The organism is Paenarthrobacter sp. RAF54_2 (assembly GCF_052113945.1).
In the GTDB taxonomy this organism is placed as follows: domain Bacteria; phylum Actinomycetota; class Actinomycetes; order Actinomycetales; family Micrococcaceae; genus Arthrobacter.
In genome coordinates this window covers 62,950-82,078 of the sequence record NZ_JBFRDV010000022.1, presented here as the reverse complement: position 1 = coordinate 82,078, position 19,129 = coordinate 62,950, and the positions used below count along the sequence as shown (strand labels likewise).

Below are 19,129 nucleotides of genomic sequence, written 5' to 3'. Positions count from 1 at the left end.
GGACACGAACGTCGCGTCATCCAGGACCTCCCCCAGGTTGTCCTTCAGCACAACCCCGGTGATGGTGCCGCTGATACTCGTGGCCGTGACCGTGTACACGATGGTCTGCCCCGGGGTGACGGACCCGTTCGCGGGAACTCCCCCGTTGACCGTGGCGGTCTTTTTGATCTTCCACGCCGCCGGTGCGGTGACCTGCGCGTCATCGACCGCCGTGACGGGCAACCCCAGCGGCGGGTTCCCGGTGACCTTCGCCGTGTTGGTCAGCAACCCCGTGGTGACATCCGGCGCCGTGACCACATATGTCGCGGTCGCGGTCACGGACTGCCCGGGCAAAAGAATGCCCGGAAGGCCAGGCCAGGCATAGGACAGGGCCGACATCGTGCCGGTTCCGGAGAACTGCGTCTCCGTGATTACCACCGACGTGAGCGTCACGTTGCCCGTGTTTTTCGCCACGAACGTGTACGTGGCCGTTTCACCGGCCACCAGCGTGGTCTTGTTCACCGTCTTCACCAGCGTGATCGCCGGAGCAGCGGCCGGAGCAACAGTGAAGATGTAATCTTCCACTTCACCGGAATCGGAGGCACCGGTCGGAGATTGGACCTGACTGGTGGTGTAACCGATCCGGAACCGCGCATACGTCGTCCCTGCCGTCACCCCCGCAGGGACCGTCCAGGTCAGTGTCGCGGTCGTGGCGCCAGCCACGAAGGAGGCGCAGGCCTGCTCGGCAKGGTTGTCGAATTTCCCGTTCTTGTTGAAGTCAATCCAGCCGCAGGTCCTGCCTGTCTTGCTGGCTGCACTGATCGCCACGGTTGTGGAGTAGCTCGTGGCGCCCTGCGTCATCGGTGCGAGCGTCACGCCGTCGTCCATCAGGTCCTGGGCCGCCGTCGAACCCGCGTTCGGGGAGGTGGTGCCGTTGGCCACAGTCGCGTTGTCCTCAGTGACGTTCGCCCCAAGCGTCACGTCCGACAGAACAGCCCAGGCCGCGTTGCTTTGGTCATAAGTGGCCGGGGCATCACCGAAATCCTGCGGGACGGTCATCGCGATAATGTAGTTGTCCTGGTTGTGGGCCGGATCCTGGACGTCGTTGATGGTGTACGGCGGAAGCGCGCTGGTGGTCTGCACGAAGACCGCGGTGATATTGAAGGTCAGAGAGGTGACGATTCCGTTGATCCGTACAGACCCACACGCCGCGGTCGCTTGTGCGTTGACAGGCTGGGGATTGTCGTTCGTGACTGTCGTGTTGCACTGGGTACCCGCGTTGTCGTTGGTAGCCGTAATGGCATTTCCGGACACACTAAGGTTTCCGCCGGAAAGCTTGGTCATCGTCAACCCCGTGGTTGCGAGATTCAACACGGCATGGAGCTGGGACTGTTTGTCGACAGGTCCTTTCTTGTTTCCGTACGCGTTCACGTTTCCACCGAGGCCAGCGATGTTGAGCACAGGATTCCGCACCGGCTGGCTGAAAGCTATGGTGACAGTCCCCAAGCCGCTACAGGGGCCGGTTGCCGCGCAATTGTTGACTGCGTTGGTTGAGAATTCAAGAGCCGGGGTCCCGGTTCCGATGTTTTGTGAGAAATCAGAGGCCACATATCCACGGCTGCCCATAGTTGTCTGCCCCACGAGGTCAGTCAGTCCGGATTGATCATAGGTGGCCGTGAGACCGGATCCCGGCATCGTCAAAATGGCCGCCCCACCGGTGACGTTCGCCTGGTTGGTTGCTACTTCGTAAGCGTGAGCTGGTGCAGTCGGGTGGAGCACCCCCAATAAAAGTGCGCCAAAAACGACCATTAACACGGTAACGAAGGCAGTAATTTTCCCAAGCAGATACTTCAAGGGATTCTCTCCAATGAACAGTGACCGACAGACCCCACAGCCGACGGCCAAACATATGTTGCGGAGACTGACCGATTGCGTCCGGCAAGGTCGGTCTCCAGTCAAAGGAGTGCAGGATAGGAATAGTTCATGTCGCAAAATGCGAAACTTTTTGAGAGACAGCTCTCGGGCGAGGAGGCGAATCAGTCTGATTGGCGCAAGACAGCCTGAATGCTCTCTAAGTTTGCGATCCATCCAATGTAGTCATCGTCATCTTCCCCGAGCTCCGCCCATGTATCGTGACCGTCAACTTCCGGGTCATCGATGACCGCCTGGATCGCATCCGCTGCCCCCAGTTTCAAGGCGGATGACGGGGCCGGTCGGCCAGCACACCATTCGATAACATTCGGGTGAACGTCTGTATGTAGGTGTCCGCTCAGCACGGCCAAAACCGCGCCGGAGGCAATGATGCTCTCGGTCGAGCCGTTAGTCAAAGTCTCTTCAATGAAGGGCATTGCTTCAGGGGCTTCCCGCAGATCCCCAAACCAATCGAGAGCCTCGTCATTTCCGAATGGTCCGGGCGACCAAGTTCCCATTGCAAACTCCCGTGTTTTTAGTGCCGCTCGCTTAGGCAGCTCATCCTTGGAAGCAGTATCGCGTGTGCTTGCGACGAAATCCGCTGACTGGGCGTGACAACTCCATCAATTGCGCGCAGGCTGGTCCGATGGGGGAATGGGAGCGCGGGCAGGCCGATGGGCAGCGGAGCGATGCACCGTCGGCGTCGGTTGCCGTTGCGATCCTCTATATTGCCAGGGGCGTTACTTTTCTCATGATCGTTGGCGGGCTCGCTCTGGCCATCTGGATGTACGTGTGGTCCCGGGAGGTGATCGCAAAATACCCTGTCGAGCCTGACAATGACGTAACACGCGGATTCTTCATCGGCATGGCTGGCGGCCTTGGAATAGCAGGACTCTCCGTCGTGGCCCTTATCGGATTAAGCCGCGGAAGGCGCTGGGGCGGCATTGTTGACGTGTTCCAATGGGTTGTCATTTGGGTTGCCCTTCTCATTTGGGCTTCAACAGTTCTCAGCAGATGCCTTGGCGATCTCCACGACCGTATCCCTGGTAGGTGCGCTGGTGGGTATGCTGGCGTTCGTTGCTGCGCCGCGGCCGCCTCCTCAAGGGCGGGCTCGGCATGAGAATTGGACTTGAGACGTCTGAAACGGGTGGCCCACAGCTCTATCCTCCGCAAAATGGCAGGCGTAATCTGAGTGGAATTCACTACCACCCAGCATTGCCCGGCAGAAGGGGACGTCCACGGCATGAGCATTAAACACGAATGGAATCGGCTCGACTCCGAGACCCGAACATGGCTCTTGGAGAATCCGGCGTGCCTCGTTCTGCCCCAAGCCCTATCGAGCAGGATCAGCAACGAAGCATACAAGGACGTCGAGTACGACGTGCACGGGCAGGTTGTACTCACCCGCGATGATCACGACTTCCTTCGGGACAAAGCGGAGGCCGCCGGAACCATCCGCGTTCCGGACACGGAGTACCGATTCTTCGACACAGCGCCCTTACCCGTCATCGGGACACCGTCCTCTGGCAAAGGAAAACATACCCAAGAGTCGGCCAATAAAGGTCGGTAGGAGCAATTACCCAGCTTCCACACTTTGCCTATCCCCCCTGCTCTTCCACGGCAGCAGGGAACAGCCCGGCCCTGCGCGCGCTCGGCGCCGAGGTTCAGGCTGATACAACGGCCAAAGTGAGCGGTGCTGAGGGCTGCAAAGCCACCGCCATCCGCACCAGCCTTACGGAACGGTCGTCTGGAGTAGCCAGGACATGGCCTCATCGCGGGAGGTGAAATACCGAGTAGGACAAGGGAGTGTCCGCCGAGCCATAGCAAAGTTGGCAATGACACGAGTGACCGGACTTGAGCCAAGCAGGGCAATCCGTGAAGCGGCGCACTTGACGCTGAAAACAGTCCTGGCCTGACGGGTCACCGCCTGAGTGTTCGCTATGTCGATCAACATCGGGTACTCGGCACCGGCGGCAAGTTCATTGACCTTTGCCATCGCCGCATGTACGTCAGCAGCCTCCAGAACAGTCCCCGGATGCCACACCAGCTGGAGAACTTCTTCGGCATCGAGTTCAACTGTGCCCTTGCCGCCGTCAACAGTTGTTGGCTTCATTTACTCCCCCAGAGTCTTGTGGAGCTAAGACTAGCTGCCTGCTTGAATATGCGCACCGGAACGAACGGACAAAGGCGTGCAATTCGTCGCAAATGCTGCTTCTGAATGGACGTAGACGGTCAGTCTTGTCCGATTTCGTTGGATATGGGCACAGTGGTGTCAGGAAACGGGTGCCTGGAGCAGCCAGGACATCGCGTCATCGCGGGAGGTGAAATACCGAGTGGGACACGGGAGATTCCGCCGTGCCATGGCGAAGTTGGCAATGACCCGATTGAGTGGGCTTGAGCCAAGCAGGGCAATTCGTGAAGCGGCGCACTTGACGCTGAAAACGGACTTGGCCTGAAGGGTCACTGCTTGAGTGTTGGCTATGTCGATCAGCATCGGGTACTCGGCACCGGCGGCAAGTTCATTGACCTTTGCCATCGCTGCATGTACGTCATCGGCCTCCAGAACAGTCCCCGGTTGCCACACCAGGTAGAGAATTCCTTGGGCGTCGAGCTCCACTGTGCCCTTGCCGCCGTCGACGGTGATTGGTTTCATCTCTTGCTCCCCCAGAGTCTTGTAGAGCTAAGACTAACTGCCTGTTTAAAGATGCGCACCCAAACGACCAGCCAAAGTTGGGGGCGCCGGGAAGCTCCTATGACTTGACCTGACCGAGCGCCGGCTCTTGAGCGTCCGGATACCGAAGCGGATACTGGTTGGGTCAACAGGCTTAGGCCGTTGTAAAAATACCGACAAGGATGACGGGGTGTTCGATATGGGAGCTGCAGAAAACGCTGAACTCGTTCGGCGCGGCTACGAGGCCTTCAACACTGGGGATTTGGCGACCCTTGGCGAACTATTCGCGGAGGACGCAGTCTGGTACGCGGCCGGAAGCGGCGTGCTGGCAGGCAAGAAAGAAGGACGCGAAGCCATCCTGGCCTACTTTGGCGAGCTGGGCGCTCGCTCCCAGGGGTCGTTCCAGGCGAACGTCCAGGACATCGTCGGCGGGGAAAACCACACCGTGGGGATCCAGCAAAGCCACGCGGAAAACAACGGGAAGACTTTGGACGTGGCGTCAGCCATCGTGTTCGTGCTCCGCGACGGAAAGGTTGTCGAGGGCCGGGAGTTCTTCGAGGACACCGCCAAGGCGGACGAATTCTGGACCTGAGTTCTGGAATTGTCCAAGCCGGAGAATTGAGAACTCCAGGGGGTAAGGACCCCGATAGTCACAGCCCCAACACTCGATCCTGTTTATGAAGCTTAGTCGGCCAGCACTGCGCCATGGCCGGCTTCCAAAATGCGCATACGGTCATCGGCCGTCGGCCCAAGCTTGACGTGGACCGCTGCGATGAGGGCTTCCACCAACACCGTTGCCGGCACGATGCTGTCGAACGAACCTGCTGCCTCCACCCGCGCCGGCAGAACGACGTCCGCGACAAAGGAAACCGGAGAGAGCCACGGGTCCGTGATGAGGACAATCTTTGCCCCCTTCTCGCGGGCTGCCTTTGCCAGGTCAACGGTGTCTTTCTGATAGCGGCGAAAATCAAAAAACACGCAAACATCGCGTTTGCTGAGGTCAGCTATGAACGTGGAGTCATTGTTCGGATGCTGGGCGTGCACTACGGTGTTGGGTCGCATCAGGCGAAGGTGCAAGTCCAAGTAACTGGCCAGCAGGTGAGAGAACCTGCCACCGATCGAAGTAATGTTCAGTGACGTATTGCATAGAAGAGCAACGGCCCGGTCAAACTCATGCTCCGGGAGCGAGGCGACCGTGCTCTCGATGCCCTCGACTGCGGTTTCGGCCACCGACTGAGCCAGTTCCGGGGCCGCTGAATCAACTCGTATTGTGCCTTGGAGCGTCAGCGGGGACGCCCGCCGCGCCTGCACTTCTTCCCGTAGGGCATCCTGGAAGTCCCGGTACTTGTTGAAGCCCAACCTGCTGACGAACCTGAGCACGGTGGGAGCACTGACATTTCCTTTCTTGGCAAATTCAATGGTGGACTCGAGCCCTGCAGTCGGGTAGTTGGCGAGGAACACACGGGACAGCTTGTGCTCTGCCGGAGAAAGCGAACCCTGAATTTGACGGATTCGGTCCGCCAGGGTCAACCGGGCAGATTGGTTCTCAGACTGTTCAAACTGTCCGGACTGCGTCATGGCGTTCCTTTCTTGCACAGACGGCAAAGCTGGAAGTTAGTATGAACTCCACCGCTTTTATCCCCATTCAATCAGGAAACCCAGAACGGCTTGAGCAGTAGCCTGCCGTCAGCTTGTTGGAGCAGCGACCAGGGGCAGCTCGTGGGCGGGCAGTAACGTCCTGGCGGCGCCAACGTATCCAGCCAGCAGTGCATGCGCTACATCATGGACGTGAGAGTCATCGGGCACGAAAGTGCTTGAGTGCAGCCGTTCCCCGGTTCCGCTGGTACCCACGAACATCATCAATGAAGGCATCCTTTCCGAAAAATACGAAAAATCGTCGGAGCCTGCCGACCTGAGATTGCTGTCCACTTCCAAGCCCAGAGCCAGCAGTAGAGGGGCAGTCGCCTTGACGATGTGCACATCATTTTCCAGGACGGGTTCGCCTTCGGTGACGCTGACTTCGCCGCTGCAGCCGTGCGCAGCAGCAACCAGGTGCACTGTCTCGGCAAGGCGACGCAGCACTTCCTCCCTCACTGGGGTGGCCATGGTGCGGACAGTTCCCCGGGCGGCCGCGGTCCCCGGTATGACATTGGCCGCGCTACCAGCCTGAAGGGTCGCAATGGTGAGCACCACCGAGTCCATGGGATCCACGTTCCGGCTCACGATGTTTTGCAAAGAGACCACTACGTGGGATAGCGCCAGGACAGGATCCGCTGCAATGTGCGGGTAGGCAGCGTGGCCGCCCCTTCCACTGATGTTGATGATGAACTCGTCCGATGAGGCATTCACGGCCCCCGGCGTGCATGCCACTGTCCCTCCGGGTAGCAGCGGCTGAACATGGGCCGCGACTGTGGCACGCACGTCTTGCTCCGCCAGTATCCCTGTTGCGCAGATGTCCTTTGCCCCGGACGGGTACGTTTCTTCCCTGGGTTGCAAGACCAGTGCCACAGGAGCTGCACCGGGTGTTGAATGGAGAGCCCTCGCCAAGGCAACGACGGCAGCCAGATGGACATCATGCCCACAGGCGTGCATGACACCTGGCCTTTGGGAAGCCCAATCGACTTCGGAATCTTCCACCGCCGGCAGTGCATCCAGCTCAGCCCTGATAGCGATCGCCTTGCCGGGCCCGCCGATTCGCAGTACTGCCCCTGTTCCGGCCACAAACCTCGGTTGCAGGTCGCCAGGCAAGGCATTCAAGACCAGATCCAGGGTCGGCCCCTCGGAACCGGATAAATCCGGCATGCTGTGCAATTTGTGGCGCAGTTCTATTGCATGCGGAATTTCCTGGTCAATGCGTCTCCTGAGCACTTCAAACAGTTCAGAGTTCACTTCTCCCCCAGCTCATAGACGCGCACCGCGTTATCCCTTCCGACCATGTGAACCACTCGAATGGCATCCTCCTCAGCCCAGTCCCCATCACGAACCCAAGCCCCCAGGACCTTGCCCATTCCTTCGCGCCATAGTCGCGCCCCGAGATAATGGAGTTCCGGAGGCCCCCATGCGTCCGTTGAAAACAGGATTTTGGAGAACGGTGCCAACTCGAAAGACTCTTTGATCAGTTCCAGAGACTGAACGCCTGTGTAGTTGGTCCCAAGTCCGACATCGAAGTAGACGTGCGGGAACACCTGCGCAAGGTAGCCTGCATGCCGGTGGAACGGATAGCAGTGGAGAAGGAGTACGTCCACCTTCAACGATTCAATCAGCTTCAACCAGGGAACCAGCAGCAACGGGTCGCAGGCCTCCAGACGCAGGTCGGGATCGCCGTATCCAGTGTGCATTTGAATGGGCAGGCCACGGTCGACGCCGGACCAGAGAAAGAAGCGTAAAAGCACAGGATCCGAAACACGAAGCGAGTAGCCGGCTGCTACCAAACGGAGCCAGGAAGCAGCCGCCTTCACCACTTCTTCTTTGGACGGCCTGATTGGATCAAAGTCGAACCCATGTCGGTAGGCAATAATGCTCTTGACTCCCACCGCGTTCTGGGTTGCCAGCGCAAGCCGGGCCGTATAGGCGTTAGCGAAATCGGCGGCTGATACGCCTTCCCACGCCAAAGACTCCGCTATGGATTCCAGTCTGACAACCTCACCTACCGTGGCTGAGCTGATGCGCTCCATCCCCGAAAGGCCATGGATTTGATCACCGCGATATCCAGTCTCGACCAGGAAATGACCTATCCCCGCAGACTTGAGCAGGCGTGAGGTTACTTCCGACGTCCCGAGCCCTACACGCCGTTCAAAGTACGCGTCGGCACTCGCATGTGCAGGAAGGCCCAACAACGGCGCACACCAACGACGAATCGCGAATCCCAACTGCGAATCGAATTGCGTCATCCATTCAGGAATGGGCCTGTCCGACTCCGTCAGCAGTTCCTCCAGTGAGGACCGGTCAACGTCATCCTTCAACGCTCCATGGACATGGTGGTCCACCAAGGGGATTTCCTCGATGGTGGTCAGGAGATCTTCTACGGAATTAGTAGACATCAGATACCGCTTTGACTCGGGCAGCATCGTCGAGTGTGGCCACGTGGGCGAGCTCATGCCGTTTGACCGCCAAATACGTTGCCAACAGATCAGGATGGAACCACGACGCCACGCTCTGGTCCTTTTCCAATGCCAGGAGTGCGTCCTGGAGTGTATGAGGCAGTCGAGGTACGTCGTTCAATTCAGCCGGGCCGGCCGACTCAGGGAAGATGTAAGGATTGGGGTACTCGTCGCCGCCTACGATTCCGGCCAACCCGGCCCGGAGGAGGACACCAAGCGTGAGCCACGGGTTGGCCGTTGCATCGGCTGCCCTGTACTCAAGGTTGAACTGATGGTCCGGAGCAGATCCACCTGCGGAACTGGTTGGACAGATTCGAAGAAGAGCCTCCCTGTTTCGTTCTGCCAGGAATATTCCCCCTACGCTCCATCGATCCGGGGCCAGGCGCATGAAGGAAGCCGGGCTTGGGGCTGTCCAGGCCGTCAGCGCTTCGGCGTGACGCAGGATTCCTGCGCTGAATCTTGATCCGACTTCGGATAGGCGCCCCGGACGGGTGGCGTCGAACAGAACCGGAGTACCGCCGTCGTCGACCAAACTAATGTGGACATGGACGCCGGTACCGGTACCATTCGGTTCCTGAAGCGGTGCGAAGGAAGCTCTGAGGCCGCGTCGGATTGCCAAATCGCGGACCAATTCGCGCAAGAGCACCGCCCTGTCTGCTGCGGTGAGGGGGTCGCTCGGTTCCACCGTGATTTCAAACTGGTTCGCCCCGTATTCAGGCAACCAGTTCTCCGGTGCGAGACCACAATCCGTCAAGAGACGCAGGAGGTCCATTCCGAACGGATCGGCGTGGAGGTGCCTGCGCAAGGAAAACGGAGCCGATTGAGGCAGGCCCTCCACAACGAACTCGTGTTCGAAAGTGGCGATAACGCGCAGACCCGTTTGCTCTCGAAAGTCGCTGATGGCCCGGCGCAGGAAGGTCCTGGGACAGCAGTCCCAGTCGGTTCCGTCAGGTTGCGTTTGGTCGGCGAGCAGAATCCTTAGTCCGCCCTGATTGGGGCCATCGACCACGGTGATTTCCGTGGCCTCGTCCGGCATAAGGCGCAGGTCCCCGGTTGAACCGAAGGCGCTGCCAGGCACGATGCTGCCGAAAGCTGAAATGCCAAGGTTGGCCGGCACCCAGCCCAGTCCCGAGCGAAGGACAGAGCCGTAGGCTTCCCCGGGTGCGCCTCGTCCTTTGACCTGGCCAGCGAGATCGCAGGTTGCAACGAATATATCGGGGGTGTTCACGGGAGCCTCCGGCCGGTCGTGGGTGGATTGATGCTGGATTCAGTAGCCGAGACGCCGCAATAGTCCATTGCAGACAGGGCGTACGTCTTTACTGCGGTGATGATCTGGTGGATTGGCACGTACTCGTTTTCGGCGTGCGCGGTTCGCCCAACCCCAGGACCGTAAACGAGCCCGCCGATACCTTGGGCATCCATCCATGTGAGATCGCAGACCCCTAGGAACCCCTCATGCTTGGGAGGGGTGGCCAGGTCAAACCCGCCCACGGAATCACTGTGGGCCTTCATGACCGCGGGGATGAGCTCATGGCCGGCCGCGGCGGTGTACGGCGGCCAAAGGAGCTTCCAGTCGAATTCAGGACGGTGGGTGCTCAGCCACGGATCGTTGGCACAGGCCTGACGCACGGTTCGTTCGATCTCGTCGATGACTTCGTCGTTGCTTCGCTCAGGATGATGGTAGACGCAGTATTCCACTGTGAGCGTGTCGGCGAGGAAGAACGGTACCAGGACGCCCTCCGGGTTTCCACGGATCACTCCAGGCAACAGATTGAAGTAGCCCGGCTGGAAAAGGGGGTGCCTGTCGCGCCGCGCCCAAGTATCTTCCAACTGCCGCAGGGCCTGGTAAATAATCCAGAACTTATCGATGGTATTGACGCCCAAAGCTTCGCCTTCGAGGGTTGGATGAATAGTAAGACCCCGCAGTCCTGAGTGCGCAGCTTTGCCGACAAGAGACAGGGAGAACCACAACAGGCCCGGCGTCGTGGGAACCAGATTGGGGGCTGCGTCGGAGAAGTTCGACGGTTCGCAGACGATTGCGGCGTCGGCCCCGTATCCTGCCTGTAACGCTGCCGTTGTACCCGCGAGGTGGTCACCGACTTCTTCTCCGACGACCGCCTGCAGTACGAGATCTCCATTAAGCCGGATACCTGCGCTGGCTAATGCGATGGCAGCGTATGCCGTGGCGACTGTGCCGGCTTTGTTATCCGTAGCTCCCCTGCCATGAACCGCGTCATCGGTAATCAACCCGGAGAACGGCGCGTGGTCCCAAAGACCTTCCCGGTTGGGCGGCACAACATCGACGTGCCCGTTGAGCAGCAGCGAGCGGCCACCGCCCGTTCCGGCAATCCGCCCGCAAGCATTGTCCCGGCCTTTCTCAACTGTGACGAGTTCCGTAGAGGCTCCCGCTTCGCGATAAAGATCGTTCAAGAGCGCGCTCACCTCGCCCTCGCCGCCCACGAGCTTCTGGTAGTCCTGACCTGGATACTTGGGGTTTATGCTCGGGATCCTGACTGCGTCGGCCACGGACTGCACGATCCTGGGTGCCAGACGATCCACAGCGTCCAGGACCGCCTTTCGCTGGTACTGCTCTGATGGTGCAGTGGCATCAATGGACATGCGTGGTGTCCTCGACTTCCATAGTCTGGCGTGCGGAATTTCGTAGAGCTCTATGGGCGGATTTGTTCGGGCTTCCCGGAAGTAGCCTCCGTGCTCTGGTCCATAAATCTTCAAGGAGCCCGGAAATGCCGCGTGGAAGGAAAATGAGAACCAGAAGGGTTCCAACGCCGATGATGATCGCACGCGCAGGCCCAAGGTCCGTGAGTTGGCGGTCGACGACGGTGACTATCAATGCCCCCAGGACCGGACCCCAGATGTGGCCGGTACCGCCGAGGAAGATCATGCTCAAGCCAAGGGTGACGAATCCGAAACTGAAGAGTGTGACGTCCGCAACGCGGAAGTATGCGACATACAGGGCTCCGGTGACACCGGCAACGGCTCCACTGAGGATGAAGGCCAGGAGATGCTGCCTTATGCGGTTTATTCCGCGGCTTACGGCAAGGTTTTCATTGTCGCGAAGCGCGATGAGGCTCTTGCCGAACGGGCTGCGCAGGGTGGCCCGGAGCAGAACCAGGAGCAGGACCACTGCGCCGCCGAGCAACCATAAGTAACCCAATCCCGAATACTTCGCGAAGGAAAAATCTCCTACGCTCAGGGCAGGTACGCCTGTCAGTCCGCTGGATCCGCCGGTGATTCCAGGAACAGCCAACACCAGGTAGTAGCAGAGTTGCACGAAGACGAAGGTGATCAGTGCGATGTAGATGCCTCGCATGCGTATCACCGGGACATAGGCCAGGGCACCAGCCAGCCCACCGGCAACGGTTGCCAGCATGAGCCCAAGCCATGGATTCATGTCCCATGTCACTGTGGCGACGGCCATCGTGTAGCCACCGACACCGAAGAAGCCAACGTGGGCGAAGTTGAAGATACCGCCGATACCAAGCGTCAGGTTCCAGCTGGCAGCGAGCAGTGCGTAAATGAGCGCTGTCGCGGCGAGCAGGCGGGCAGAGCCGCTCATGACGGCATATGGCAGCAAGGCGGCGGCAAGCAAGAGCAACGGCCACATCGCGAAGCGCTTGAGGGATCCAAGAATGTTCATCACGAACGTCCTTTCACTAGACCTTGGGGGCGGACCAGCATGATGAGGACCAGGACGAGGAAGACGGCTACAGGGCTCCATTGCAGGCCCAGCCAGTACGTTGTGCCCGCCTCCAACAGGCCTATGGTGAAGGCCCCGACCAAGGTGCCCCACAAAGTGGCCGACCCGCCAAACACCAGGACGACAAAGGCAGTCAGCAGGGGTTCGAAGCCTTTGGTGGGTGTAATAGTGGTGGTCGTTCCGTAGACGAACGCAGCGGCGCAGGCCAGAATTGATGCCACCGCAAATACGCCGGCGTATATGCTTGCTGGCCTGATTCCAACGAGCATCGCCATGTCCCGGTTTTGTTCAACTGCCCGGACGGACATGCCCCACTTCGTCTTGCGCAGCAACGTAATCAGTCCCACGACCAGGACTAAGGCCAGGCCCAGGGCAATGAGCGTGGAGCTTGCGATTCTTACGTCGCCCAAGGCAAATGTTGAGTTGCTCACGGACTTTATCTGCTTGTTCTGTGGTCCCCAGATTAGTTGTGCCGCGCCTTCGACTGCGTTGGCGATGGCGAGGGTCGAAACCATGACCAAGAGAGTTCCGTTTGGCCTGCTGATGAATGGTCGCACGGCGACTAAGTCCAGAAGCATGCCCAGTAGGGCCAGCAAGGGAATCGCAGCGGCGAAAGCGAGGAGTACCGGGAGCCCGACCTTTTCTGAGAACGTCCAGATGAGATAAGCGCCCAGCAGCAGGAGCGCGCCATGAGCGTAGTTGAAGACTCCGAGCGTGGACCAGATGAGGGACAATCCGCTGGCCATCAATGAGTACAGCGACCCAAGTACGACGGCTGAGACCAGGATGGAAAGGAGCGCATCAGACATGCTTGTCTCCTTCAATATCGCTGGTAGCGGATGACGGGTGGGAACCGACGTACATATCCATGACTTCCTCGTGGCTGGGCTTGACGTCGGTGGTTCCGCTGGAGGCGATCCGCCCGAGCTCCACAAGATGCCAACGGTCCGTGAGTTCGAAGAGGAACTCAATATCGCCGTCGGCGACTATCAGCGACAGACCCAGTCGGCGGACTTCGTGGAGTGTGTCAAGGATTTCGTACCGGATCTTGGGTGCCAGCCCGAGAGTTGGTTCATCCAGCACCAGAAGCTTGGGCTTGGCCATAAGGCCCATTCCGATGGCCACCATTTGGCGTTCGCCTCCTGACAGCGTGCCCACAAGTTGTCCTCGGCGTTGCTGGAGCTTGGGAAAGAGTCCCTGGACCATTTCCAGAGTCTCTTCCCGCTGGCCTCTCGCTGCCGGGATCGCGCCTGCCAAGGCCAGGTTCTCCCTGACGGTGAGCCTCGGAAAGAGCTGATTGCCTTGGGGCACATGCATCATTCCCTGATTGACTACCGTATAGGCGGGCATCCCGGTGATATCGCTACCATCGAAGACAACCTGACCTGACGAGATCCTGCCCAAGCCCGAGATGGCGCGCAGGGCGGTCGTCTTTCCATGTCCGTTTGGACCCAACAGGGCCAGAGCTTCACCCGGGAGGACCTCGATGGACAGTGATCGGACCACAGGCAGGCGGCCATATCCGGCCTCCAGGTCACTGACTCGGAGCAGGGGGCTAACGGTCTGCTGATCGGTGTTCATGCTGCGGCCTTCCCCAGATATGCCTCCATCACCCGCGGATCCGAAAGAACGGCGTCGGGGGTTCCTTCAACGAGGACTTCGCCGGCCGACATGATGACCATCCTTTTGGCCAGGTCGCGGATAAGACTGAGTACGTGCTCAATGATCAGCAGTGTCAGGCCGCCCTTCTGAAGTTCTCGCAACAGCAGGATCAGTTCAGCCTGATCTTCATCGTTGAGGCCTCCCGCTGGTTCATCCAGCATCAAGAGCCGCGGCTGTGAGACGAGGGCGCTGGCTATCATCAGCTTCTTTTTTGCGAGCAAGGGTATGTCCGCCGCCCGATCATCCCTGTACCTGGTGATTCCGACGGTCTCCAAAGCAGCTTGCACGTCCCCTTTGCTTCGCTGGCGCCCGCCGAGGTACTGGTTGGCCACTGCAATGTTGTCCGAAACGCTCAACGAGCGGAACAGCTGTTCCGACTGGAAGGTTCGACGCATTCCCGAGCGAGCGATCCGGTGCGCGGGAAGCGTGTCAATCCGTACGCCGTCGAAGACAACCTCTCCGTCCGTCGGACCGAACGGCACCCCGGAGATCAGGTTGAAGAGAGTACTTTTTCCGGCGCCATTAGGACCGGCAATCCCCAGAATCTCCCCCTCGTCAACATTGAGCGTGACGTTGTCCACGGCCACGAATCCCCCGAAGCGCCGACTGACCCGTCGTACTTCCAGGAGGTGCCCTGTAGACGTGCTGGGGGCAGGTGACTTGGCGATCCTCATTTCATCCACTCGGGCCTCTGGAACTTGCCGTCGGCGAACTCTTCGGGAGCGATGTTCAGGCGTTTGCCGTTTTGGATTTGGTAGTACGTCATCGGGATACCGTCCTTGCCGGCTACGGCCAGATGGGTTGTGGGATCAAAATGGACACGCCCGAGGGTGGTTTGTTTGTCCAGCTTGCCCAATGCAGCTCCCACTTCCTCTCGTTTTTTAGGATCCCCGACTTCCTTGACGGCGTCGGCCCACAGATAGACCTGTTCATAAAGGCCATAGCTATAAAGGCTCGGTTCGTTCTGGTAAGCCCCCGTAAGCTTCCGGGTAAGGTCCCTGGTTTCCGGCAATGCCGGCAATGGGGCAAACGGCAGGTTGTAAAGCACCCCATCAGCGTTCTTCCCTGCAAGCTCAGTGAACTCCGGGACGCTCGGGGCATACTGCGAAAACACCAATGACTGCGTGGGATTCTGGCGGAATTGAGTGAGGAATTTTGATGCATTTGCAGTCAAGTAGTCGAGGTTAATGATCACAGCCGGATCGACCTGCCGGATTTTGGTAATTTGCGTCGTCCAGTCGTCCACTTCCCCAAAGGGAACAGTGTCAGGGCCGGTCACCTCCCAGCCTTTTGCCTTGAAGTTCTTGTCCAGGCCAGACGCGATGCCATTGGAATATGCGTTGTCGCTGGAGATGATGTAGACCCTGCGATTAGTCAGTGGGAACGTGCCATCGGCGTTCCAGGCATCCAGTTGTTCAGGGATTCCAGTGCTGTAGCCCTCGTATGAAGGGGCAAGGGACCAAACACCTGGGTACTTCTCGGGGTTCTTGGCAATAATGTCCTGCGTTTGGGCGCTGTTGCCGCTGAGCAGGTAAGGAATTCCAGCTTCTGCGAGCTGATCGATTTCGAAGTTGGTAGTGCTGGCGTAGCCGGTGACCACTGCCGCAACATCGGGGTCTGAGGTCAGTTGCGTCACAGCAGACGAGACCGCATCCGACTTCTGGTCCCGTACGTCAAGGGCTTTGAGTTCAACCTTCCTGCCATCGATGCCGCCTTTGGCATTGATTTCGTCGACCGCGAGCCGTGCACCCTGTTCCATGAGCTTGCCATCGGCAGCAGCCACACCTGTGAGTGGGGCCAACAGACCGAGCGTGATGGCATCTTCGGATGTCCCGGAGTCACCACCTTCGCCGGTGGGAACGGTACAACTCACCATCGAAATGGCCATGAGCGCAGCTGCTGATAGAAGAAGGGAAGAACGTAAGTAGGGCTTGATTGAGGTGGGCATAGCGCTCCGTGGGAGATGGGGATTTTGGTCCGGGTTTGGGAGTCATAGCTGGAAGCATTTGGTGGACGGAGTTAGTCGCCTAACCAATCGGTGATAAGACACCGACAAGACCGAACAGGTCTTTGGGATCGTCGGGATTGGCAACGAGGTCGATGTCTTCAAAGAACTCGGAACCATCCACGGAGTCCCGCACATAACGCAGGGCTGCGAAGTCTTCCACAGCAAATCCGACGGAATCGAAGATAGTGATTTGATCTTCTGATGTGCGCCCGGGTGCGGCGCCAAGGAGGACCTTCCAGAATTCGGTAACGGCGAAATCGGCCGGCATCTGCTGGATTTCGCCTTCGATCCGCGTTTGGCTCTCGTACTCGACAAAGACGTCACCGATTTCCAGGATCAACGGATCCAGTTCCGTCTTTCCGGGGCAATCTCCACCGATGGCGTTGAGATGGACGCCAGGAGCAATGTGCTGAACGCTGAGGATCGTGGCCTGGGCCTTGTCTGCCGTGCACGTCGTGATGACATCGGCGCCGTGAACGGCTTCCAGAGCAGATGAAGCCATGTCTATTTCGAATCCAAGCGGAACCATGTTTCGGATGAACTTCTGCACTGCGGCCGGATCGGTGTCCCAAACCCGCAGCTTCGCAATGCCCAAAGCCGTTCTCATGGCCAGTGCCTGGAATTCAGCCTGGCTGCCGGTTCCAATCATGGCCATGACCCTGGAATCCGGTCGAGCCAGCGCCTTCGCAACCATGGCGGACGTGGCGGCGGTGCGCAGCGCGGTAAGGATCGTCATTTCGGCAAGGAACGTTGGATAGCCGTTCTGGACATCTGCGAGGACGCCGAATGCCGTGACGGTTTGGTAGCCGCGTGCAGGATTGGAAGGGTGCCCGTTCACATATTTGAATCCGTAAGTCTCATGATCGCTGGTGGGCATGAGTTCTATAACGCCATACGGGGTATGACTGGCTACCCGTGGCGTCTTATCGAACCGCGCCCATCGGCGGAAGTCTTCCTCCATGTAGCGGATCAGATCTTTGATGATCGTCTCCGGACCCTGGGATCTGACCCAGCTGATCATGTTGTGTACATCAACAAAGCGCGTCATCTGCGCTCCCTTCTTGTTGGTGCCGCTCGCGTCCTCGGGAACGGCTGATTCCATGATGCGTTACAAATGAACCAAAGTCACTAGTTTGGCAAGATTTGTTACATTTCTTTCAGAATCCGTGGGTCCGAGAACGGGTGTCGCGCTTCCTAGCCAACGACGGCATGGCCGGTCACCTCCAGCCGGCCGGTCACTCACCTCCCGGATCAACGGACACCCGCTGCAACTTGGTGGGGTGCTTACTATGTCGCAGCTCGGCAGTACACTGAACTATCGAACATATATTCGAATAAAGGTGTGTTGTGGGCGTGATAGTTGGCCCCCGTGTGATAGATGCGGGACTCTCTCTGGTGAAGGTGTTGCTGGCACCCGTTGCGGTGGCAGCGGGCTACCCCTCGCCAGCCCAGGACTACTTTGACGGGCGGATCGATCTAAACGAACACCTGATCAAGGACGTGACCAGCACCTTTATCGTCAGGGTCACCGGCCAGTCCATGGAGCAGGCCGGAATCAGCGACGGCGACGAGCTGATCGTCAACCGCGCACTGGAACCCAAGGACGGTTCCGTGGTCGTGGCTGTCCTTGATGGCGAGCTGACCATCAAGCGGCTGAGGATCACCGCTCACGGTGTCATCCTGCAGGCCGACAACCCGGACTTCCCCGATATCAAGGTTCCAGCGCTCTCGGACCTGACAATCTGGGGCGTCGCGACACGGTGTCTGCATTATGTCTAAGCCCGCGGTCATGCACCGCATGCAGGAGATAGCGCACGTGGACGTGAACTGCTTCTACGCCTCAGCCGAGCGTGTCTTTAATCCCGCGTTGGAGGGTAGACCCCTCGTTGTGCTCTCCAACAACGATGGCTGCGCAGTAACCCGCTCTCCGGAAGCCAAGAAGCTCGGCGTTCCCATGGGTGAGCCGTGGTTCAAGCTCAGGCCCCGGGCCAAGGAATGGGGACTGGTGGCCCTATCCAGCAACTACGAGTTGTACGGAGACATTAGCTCCCGCGTCATGGAACTCCTGGGCCGCTACTCAGCCTGGCTGGAGGTCTACTCCATCGATGAGGCCTTCCTTGGCGTCAAAGGCGAACCCGATGAGCTACTGGCCCTGGGCCGGGAGATGAAAGCCGCCTGCCGGCGCCATGTCGGCGTACCGGTCTGCGTTGGCATTGCGCCGACGAAAACCCTTGCGAAGCTGAGCAACAAATGGGCGAAGAACAACCCCGCGTTCAACGGTGTCTGCCGCTGGGAATCAGTCCCGGCCGAGCAGCGCGAAGCGCTGATGGCCAAGCTGTCCGTGATTGAAATCTGGGGCGTGGCCACCAGATTGACCAAGCGCCTGAACGCGATGGGCATCTTCTCCATCCTGGACCTGACCCGGGCAAACCCTGTCGCGATCCGAGACAAGTTCTCCATCGTCATGATGCGCACCGTCCTGGAACTGCAGGGAACACCCTGCATCCCGATGGAAGAGGAACGGATCGGGAGGGACCAGCTGATCTTCTCCCGGTCCTTCTCCACGCCCATCACCACTACTGCGGGGTTGCGGCAGGTCATGAGCGTGTACGCGCAAATGGCCTCCGCGCGGCTGGCCAAACACGACCTGCAAGCGAAAGTGTTGACGGCCTTCGCGGCGACGTCGCACTTCAACCCGAACGAAAAGTCCTTCCCCTCGGTCTGTTTGGTCCTGCCGATGCCGACCGCTGAGCCGGTGCTGCTGACCAGGGCAGCCCACGCGCTCCTCGCCCAGGTCCACGAGGGAGTGAAGTATGTCCGGGCCGGGATCATGGTCACCGACCTGCGACCGTCCGGGAACCAGAAACCCTTGGAACTGTTCGAGAACCCGCACGAAGAACGCGGCATCGGGACCCTGCTGGAGGACGTGGCCAAACGATACGGCCGTGGGTCCATCGGACTAGGCCATGCCGGGATCAAAGGCGGACCGGACTGGTCCATGAAACGCGACATGCTCTCCCCCAGGTACACCACCCACTGGGACGAACTCCCCCTCGTCAAGGCCGCCTGACCGGCGTCAA

Annotated in this window: 20 protein-coding genes; 5 read left to right on the top strand and 15 right to left on the bottom strand. The window is 59.2% G+C overall.

Features of this window, described 5'->3' with window-relative positions; translation table 11 throughout:
• Both AB4Y87_RS20185 and AB4Y87_RS20180 read right to left on the bottom strand, forming a co-directional pair.
• A partial coding sequence (locus AB4Y87_RS20185; RefSeq protein ID WP_442006058.1) for a DUF7507 domain-containing protein occupies positions 1-1,620 on the bottom strand: 1,620 nt, incomplete at its 3' end.
• A 395-nt stretch (positions 1,621-2,015) separates the two neighbouring features.
• A complete protein-coding gene (locus tag AB4Y87_RS20180; RefSeq protein WP_442006057.1) occupies positions 2,016-2,408 on the bottom strand; it encodes a DUF4259 domain-containing protein in 393 nt (130 codons plus the stop codon).
• 128 nt (positions 2,409-2,536) lie between these two features.
• Between AB4Y87_RS20180 and AB4Y87_RS20175 the strand changes: the two genes are divergently transcribed.
• Both AB4Y87_RS20175 and AB4Y87_RS20170 read left to right on the top strand, forming a co-directional pair.
• A complete protein-coding gene (locus AB4Y87_RS20175) occupies positions 2,537-3,010 on the top strand; it encodes a hypothetical protein (protein WP_442006056.1) in 474 nt (157 codons plus the stop codon).
• A 123-nt stretch (positions 3,011-3,133) separates the two neighbouring features.
• Positions 3,134-3,460 (top strand): hypothetical protein, encoded by a 327-nt coding sequence (locus AB4Y87_RS20170; protein ID WP_442006055.1) that lies wholly within the window; start codon positions 3,134-3,136, stop codon positions 3,458-3,460.
• 162 nt (positions 3,461-3,622) lie between these two features.
• Here the strand turns inward: AB4Y87_RS20170 and AB4Y87_RS20165 are convergent, their stop codons facing one another.
• Positions 3,623-4,003, bottom strand: coding sequence for a DUF7793 family protein (locus AB4Y87_RS20165; RefSeq protein WP_442006054.1), 381 nt, complete (start codon positions 4,001-4,003; stop codon positions 3,623-3,625).
• A gap of 159 nt (positions 4,004-4,162) precedes the next feature.
• Positions 4,163-4,543 (bottom strand): DUF7793 family protein, encoded by a 381-nt coding sequence (locus tag AB4Y87_RS20160; RefSeq protein WP_442006053.1) that lies wholly within the window; start codon positions 4,541-4,543, stop codon positions 4,163-4,165.
• Between the two features lie 217 nt (positions 4,544-4,760).
• On the opposite strand from AB4Y87_RS20160, the gene AB4Y87_RS20155 reads away from it, so the two are divergent.
• Positions 4,761-5,153, top strand: a complete 393-nt coding sequence (locus AB4Y87_RS20155) for a nuclear transport factor 2 family protein (protein WP_442006064.1) — start codon at positions 4,761-4,763, stop codon at positions 5,151-5,153.
• Positions 5,154-5,245: 92 nt separating this feature from the next.
• On the opposite strand, the gene AB4Y87_RS20150 is transcribed toward AB4Y87_RS20155, so the two are convergent.
• From AB4Y87_RS20150 to AB4Y87_RS20100, 11 genes are all read right to left on the bottom strand, one after another.
• Positions 5,246-6,139: a MurR/RpiR family transcriptional regulator gene (locus tag AB4Y87_RS20150; RefSeq protein WP_442006052.1), complete on the bottom strand. Its 894-nt coding sequence runs from the start codon at positions 6,137-6,139 to the stop codon at positions 5,246-5,248.
• Positions 6,140-6,247: 108 nt separating this feature from the next.
• The gene (locus AB4Y87_RS20145) at positions 6,248-7,429 is read right to left on the bottom strand and encodes a M20 metallopeptidase family protein (protein WP_442006063.1); all 1,182 of its coding nucleotides are present in this window, start codon (positions 7,427-7,429) and stop codon (positions 6,248-6,250) included.
• 17 nt (positions 7,430-7,446) lie between these two features.
• Positions 7,447-8,601: an amidohydrolase family protein gene (locus AB4Y87_RS20140; RefSeq protein WP_442006051.1), complete on the bottom strand. Its 1,155-nt coding sequence runs from the start codon at positions 8,599-8,601 to the stop codon at positions 7,447-7,449.
• A complete protein-coding gene (locus AB4Y87_RS20135; RefSeq protein WP_442006050.1) occupies positions 8,591-9,889 on the bottom strand; it encodes a glutamine synthetase family protein in 1,299 nt (432 codons plus the stop codon). The genes AB4Y87_RS20140 and AB4Y87_RS20135 overlap by 11 nt, the downstream gene beginning before the upstream one ends.
• Complete coding sequence (locus AB4Y87_RS20130) at positions 9,886-11,280, bottom strand: M20 family metallopeptidase (protein WP_442006049.1); 1,395 nt, start codon at positions 11,278-11,280, stop codon at positions 9,886-9,888. The genes AB4Y87_RS20135 and AB4Y87_RS20130 overlap by 4 nt, the downstream gene beginning before the upstream one ends.
• Complete coding sequence (locus tag AB4Y87_RS20125) at positions 11,270-12,319, bottom strand: branched-chain amino acid ABC transporter permease (RefSeq protein WP_442006048.1); 1,050 nt, start codon at positions 12,317-12,319, stop codon at positions 11,270-11,272. Before AB4Y87_RS20125 ends, AB4Y87_RS20130 begins: the two co-directional genes overlap by 11 nt.
• Entirely contained in the window at positions 12,319-13,188 is an 870-nt protein-coding gene (locus tag AB4Y87_RS20120) for a branched-chain amino acid ABC transporter permease (protein WP_442006047.1), read from the bottom strand. Before AB4Y87_RS20120 ends, AB4Y87_RS20125 begins: the two co-directional genes overlap by 1 nt.
• A complete protein-coding gene (locus AB4Y87_RS20115) occupies positions 13,181-13,960 on the bottom strand; it encodes an ABC transporter ATP-binding protein (protein ID WP_442006046.1) in 780 nt (259 codons plus the stop codon). The genes AB4Y87_RS20120 and AB4Y87_RS20115 overlap by 8 nt, the downstream gene beginning before the upstream one ends.
• Positions 13,957-14,715: an ABC transporter ATP-binding protein gene (locus AB4Y87_RS20110; protein ID WP_442006045.1), complete on the bottom strand. Its 759-nt coding sequence runs from the start codon at positions 14,713-14,715 to the stop codon at positions 13,957-13,959. The genes AB4Y87_RS20115 and AB4Y87_RS20110 overlap by 4 nt, the downstream gene beginning before the upstream one ends.
• A complete protein-coding gene (locus tag AB4Y87_RS20105) occupies positions 14,712-15,989 on the bottom strand; it encodes an ABC transporter substrate-binding protein (protein ID WP_442006044.1) in 1,278 nt (425 codons plus the stop codon). The genes AB4Y87_RS20110 and AB4Y87_RS20105 overlap by 4 nt, the downstream gene beginning before the upstream one ends.
• Before the next feature lie 79 nt (positions 15,990-16,068).
• On the bottom strand, positions 16,069-17,097 hold the full coding sequence (locus AB4Y87_RS20100) for an ornithine cyclodeaminase (RefSeq protein ID WP_442006062.1): 1,029 nt from the start codon (positions 17,095-17,097) through the stop codon (positions 16,069-16,071).
• Between the two features lie 299 nt (positions 17,098-17,396).
• On the opposite strand from AB4Y87_RS20100, the gene AB4Y87_RS20095 reads away from it, so the two are divergent.
• Together AB4Y87_RS20095 and AB4Y87_RS20090 are read left to right on the top strand one after the other, a co-directional pair.
• On the top strand, positions 17,397-17,828 hold the full coding sequence (locus tag AB4Y87_RS20095; protein WP_442006043.1) for a LexA family protein: 432 nt from the start codon (positions 17,397-17,399) through the stop codon (positions 17,826-17,828).
• Positions 17,821-19,119, top strand: a complete 1,299-nt coding sequence (locus AB4Y87_RS20090) for a Y-family DNA polymerase (protein ID WP_442006042.1) — start codon at positions 17,821-17,823, stop codon at positions 19,117-19,119. Before AB4Y87_RS20095 ends, AB4Y87_RS20090 begins: the two co-directional genes overlap by 8 nt.
• The last annotated feature ends 10 nt before the right edge of the window (positions 19,120-19,129 follow it).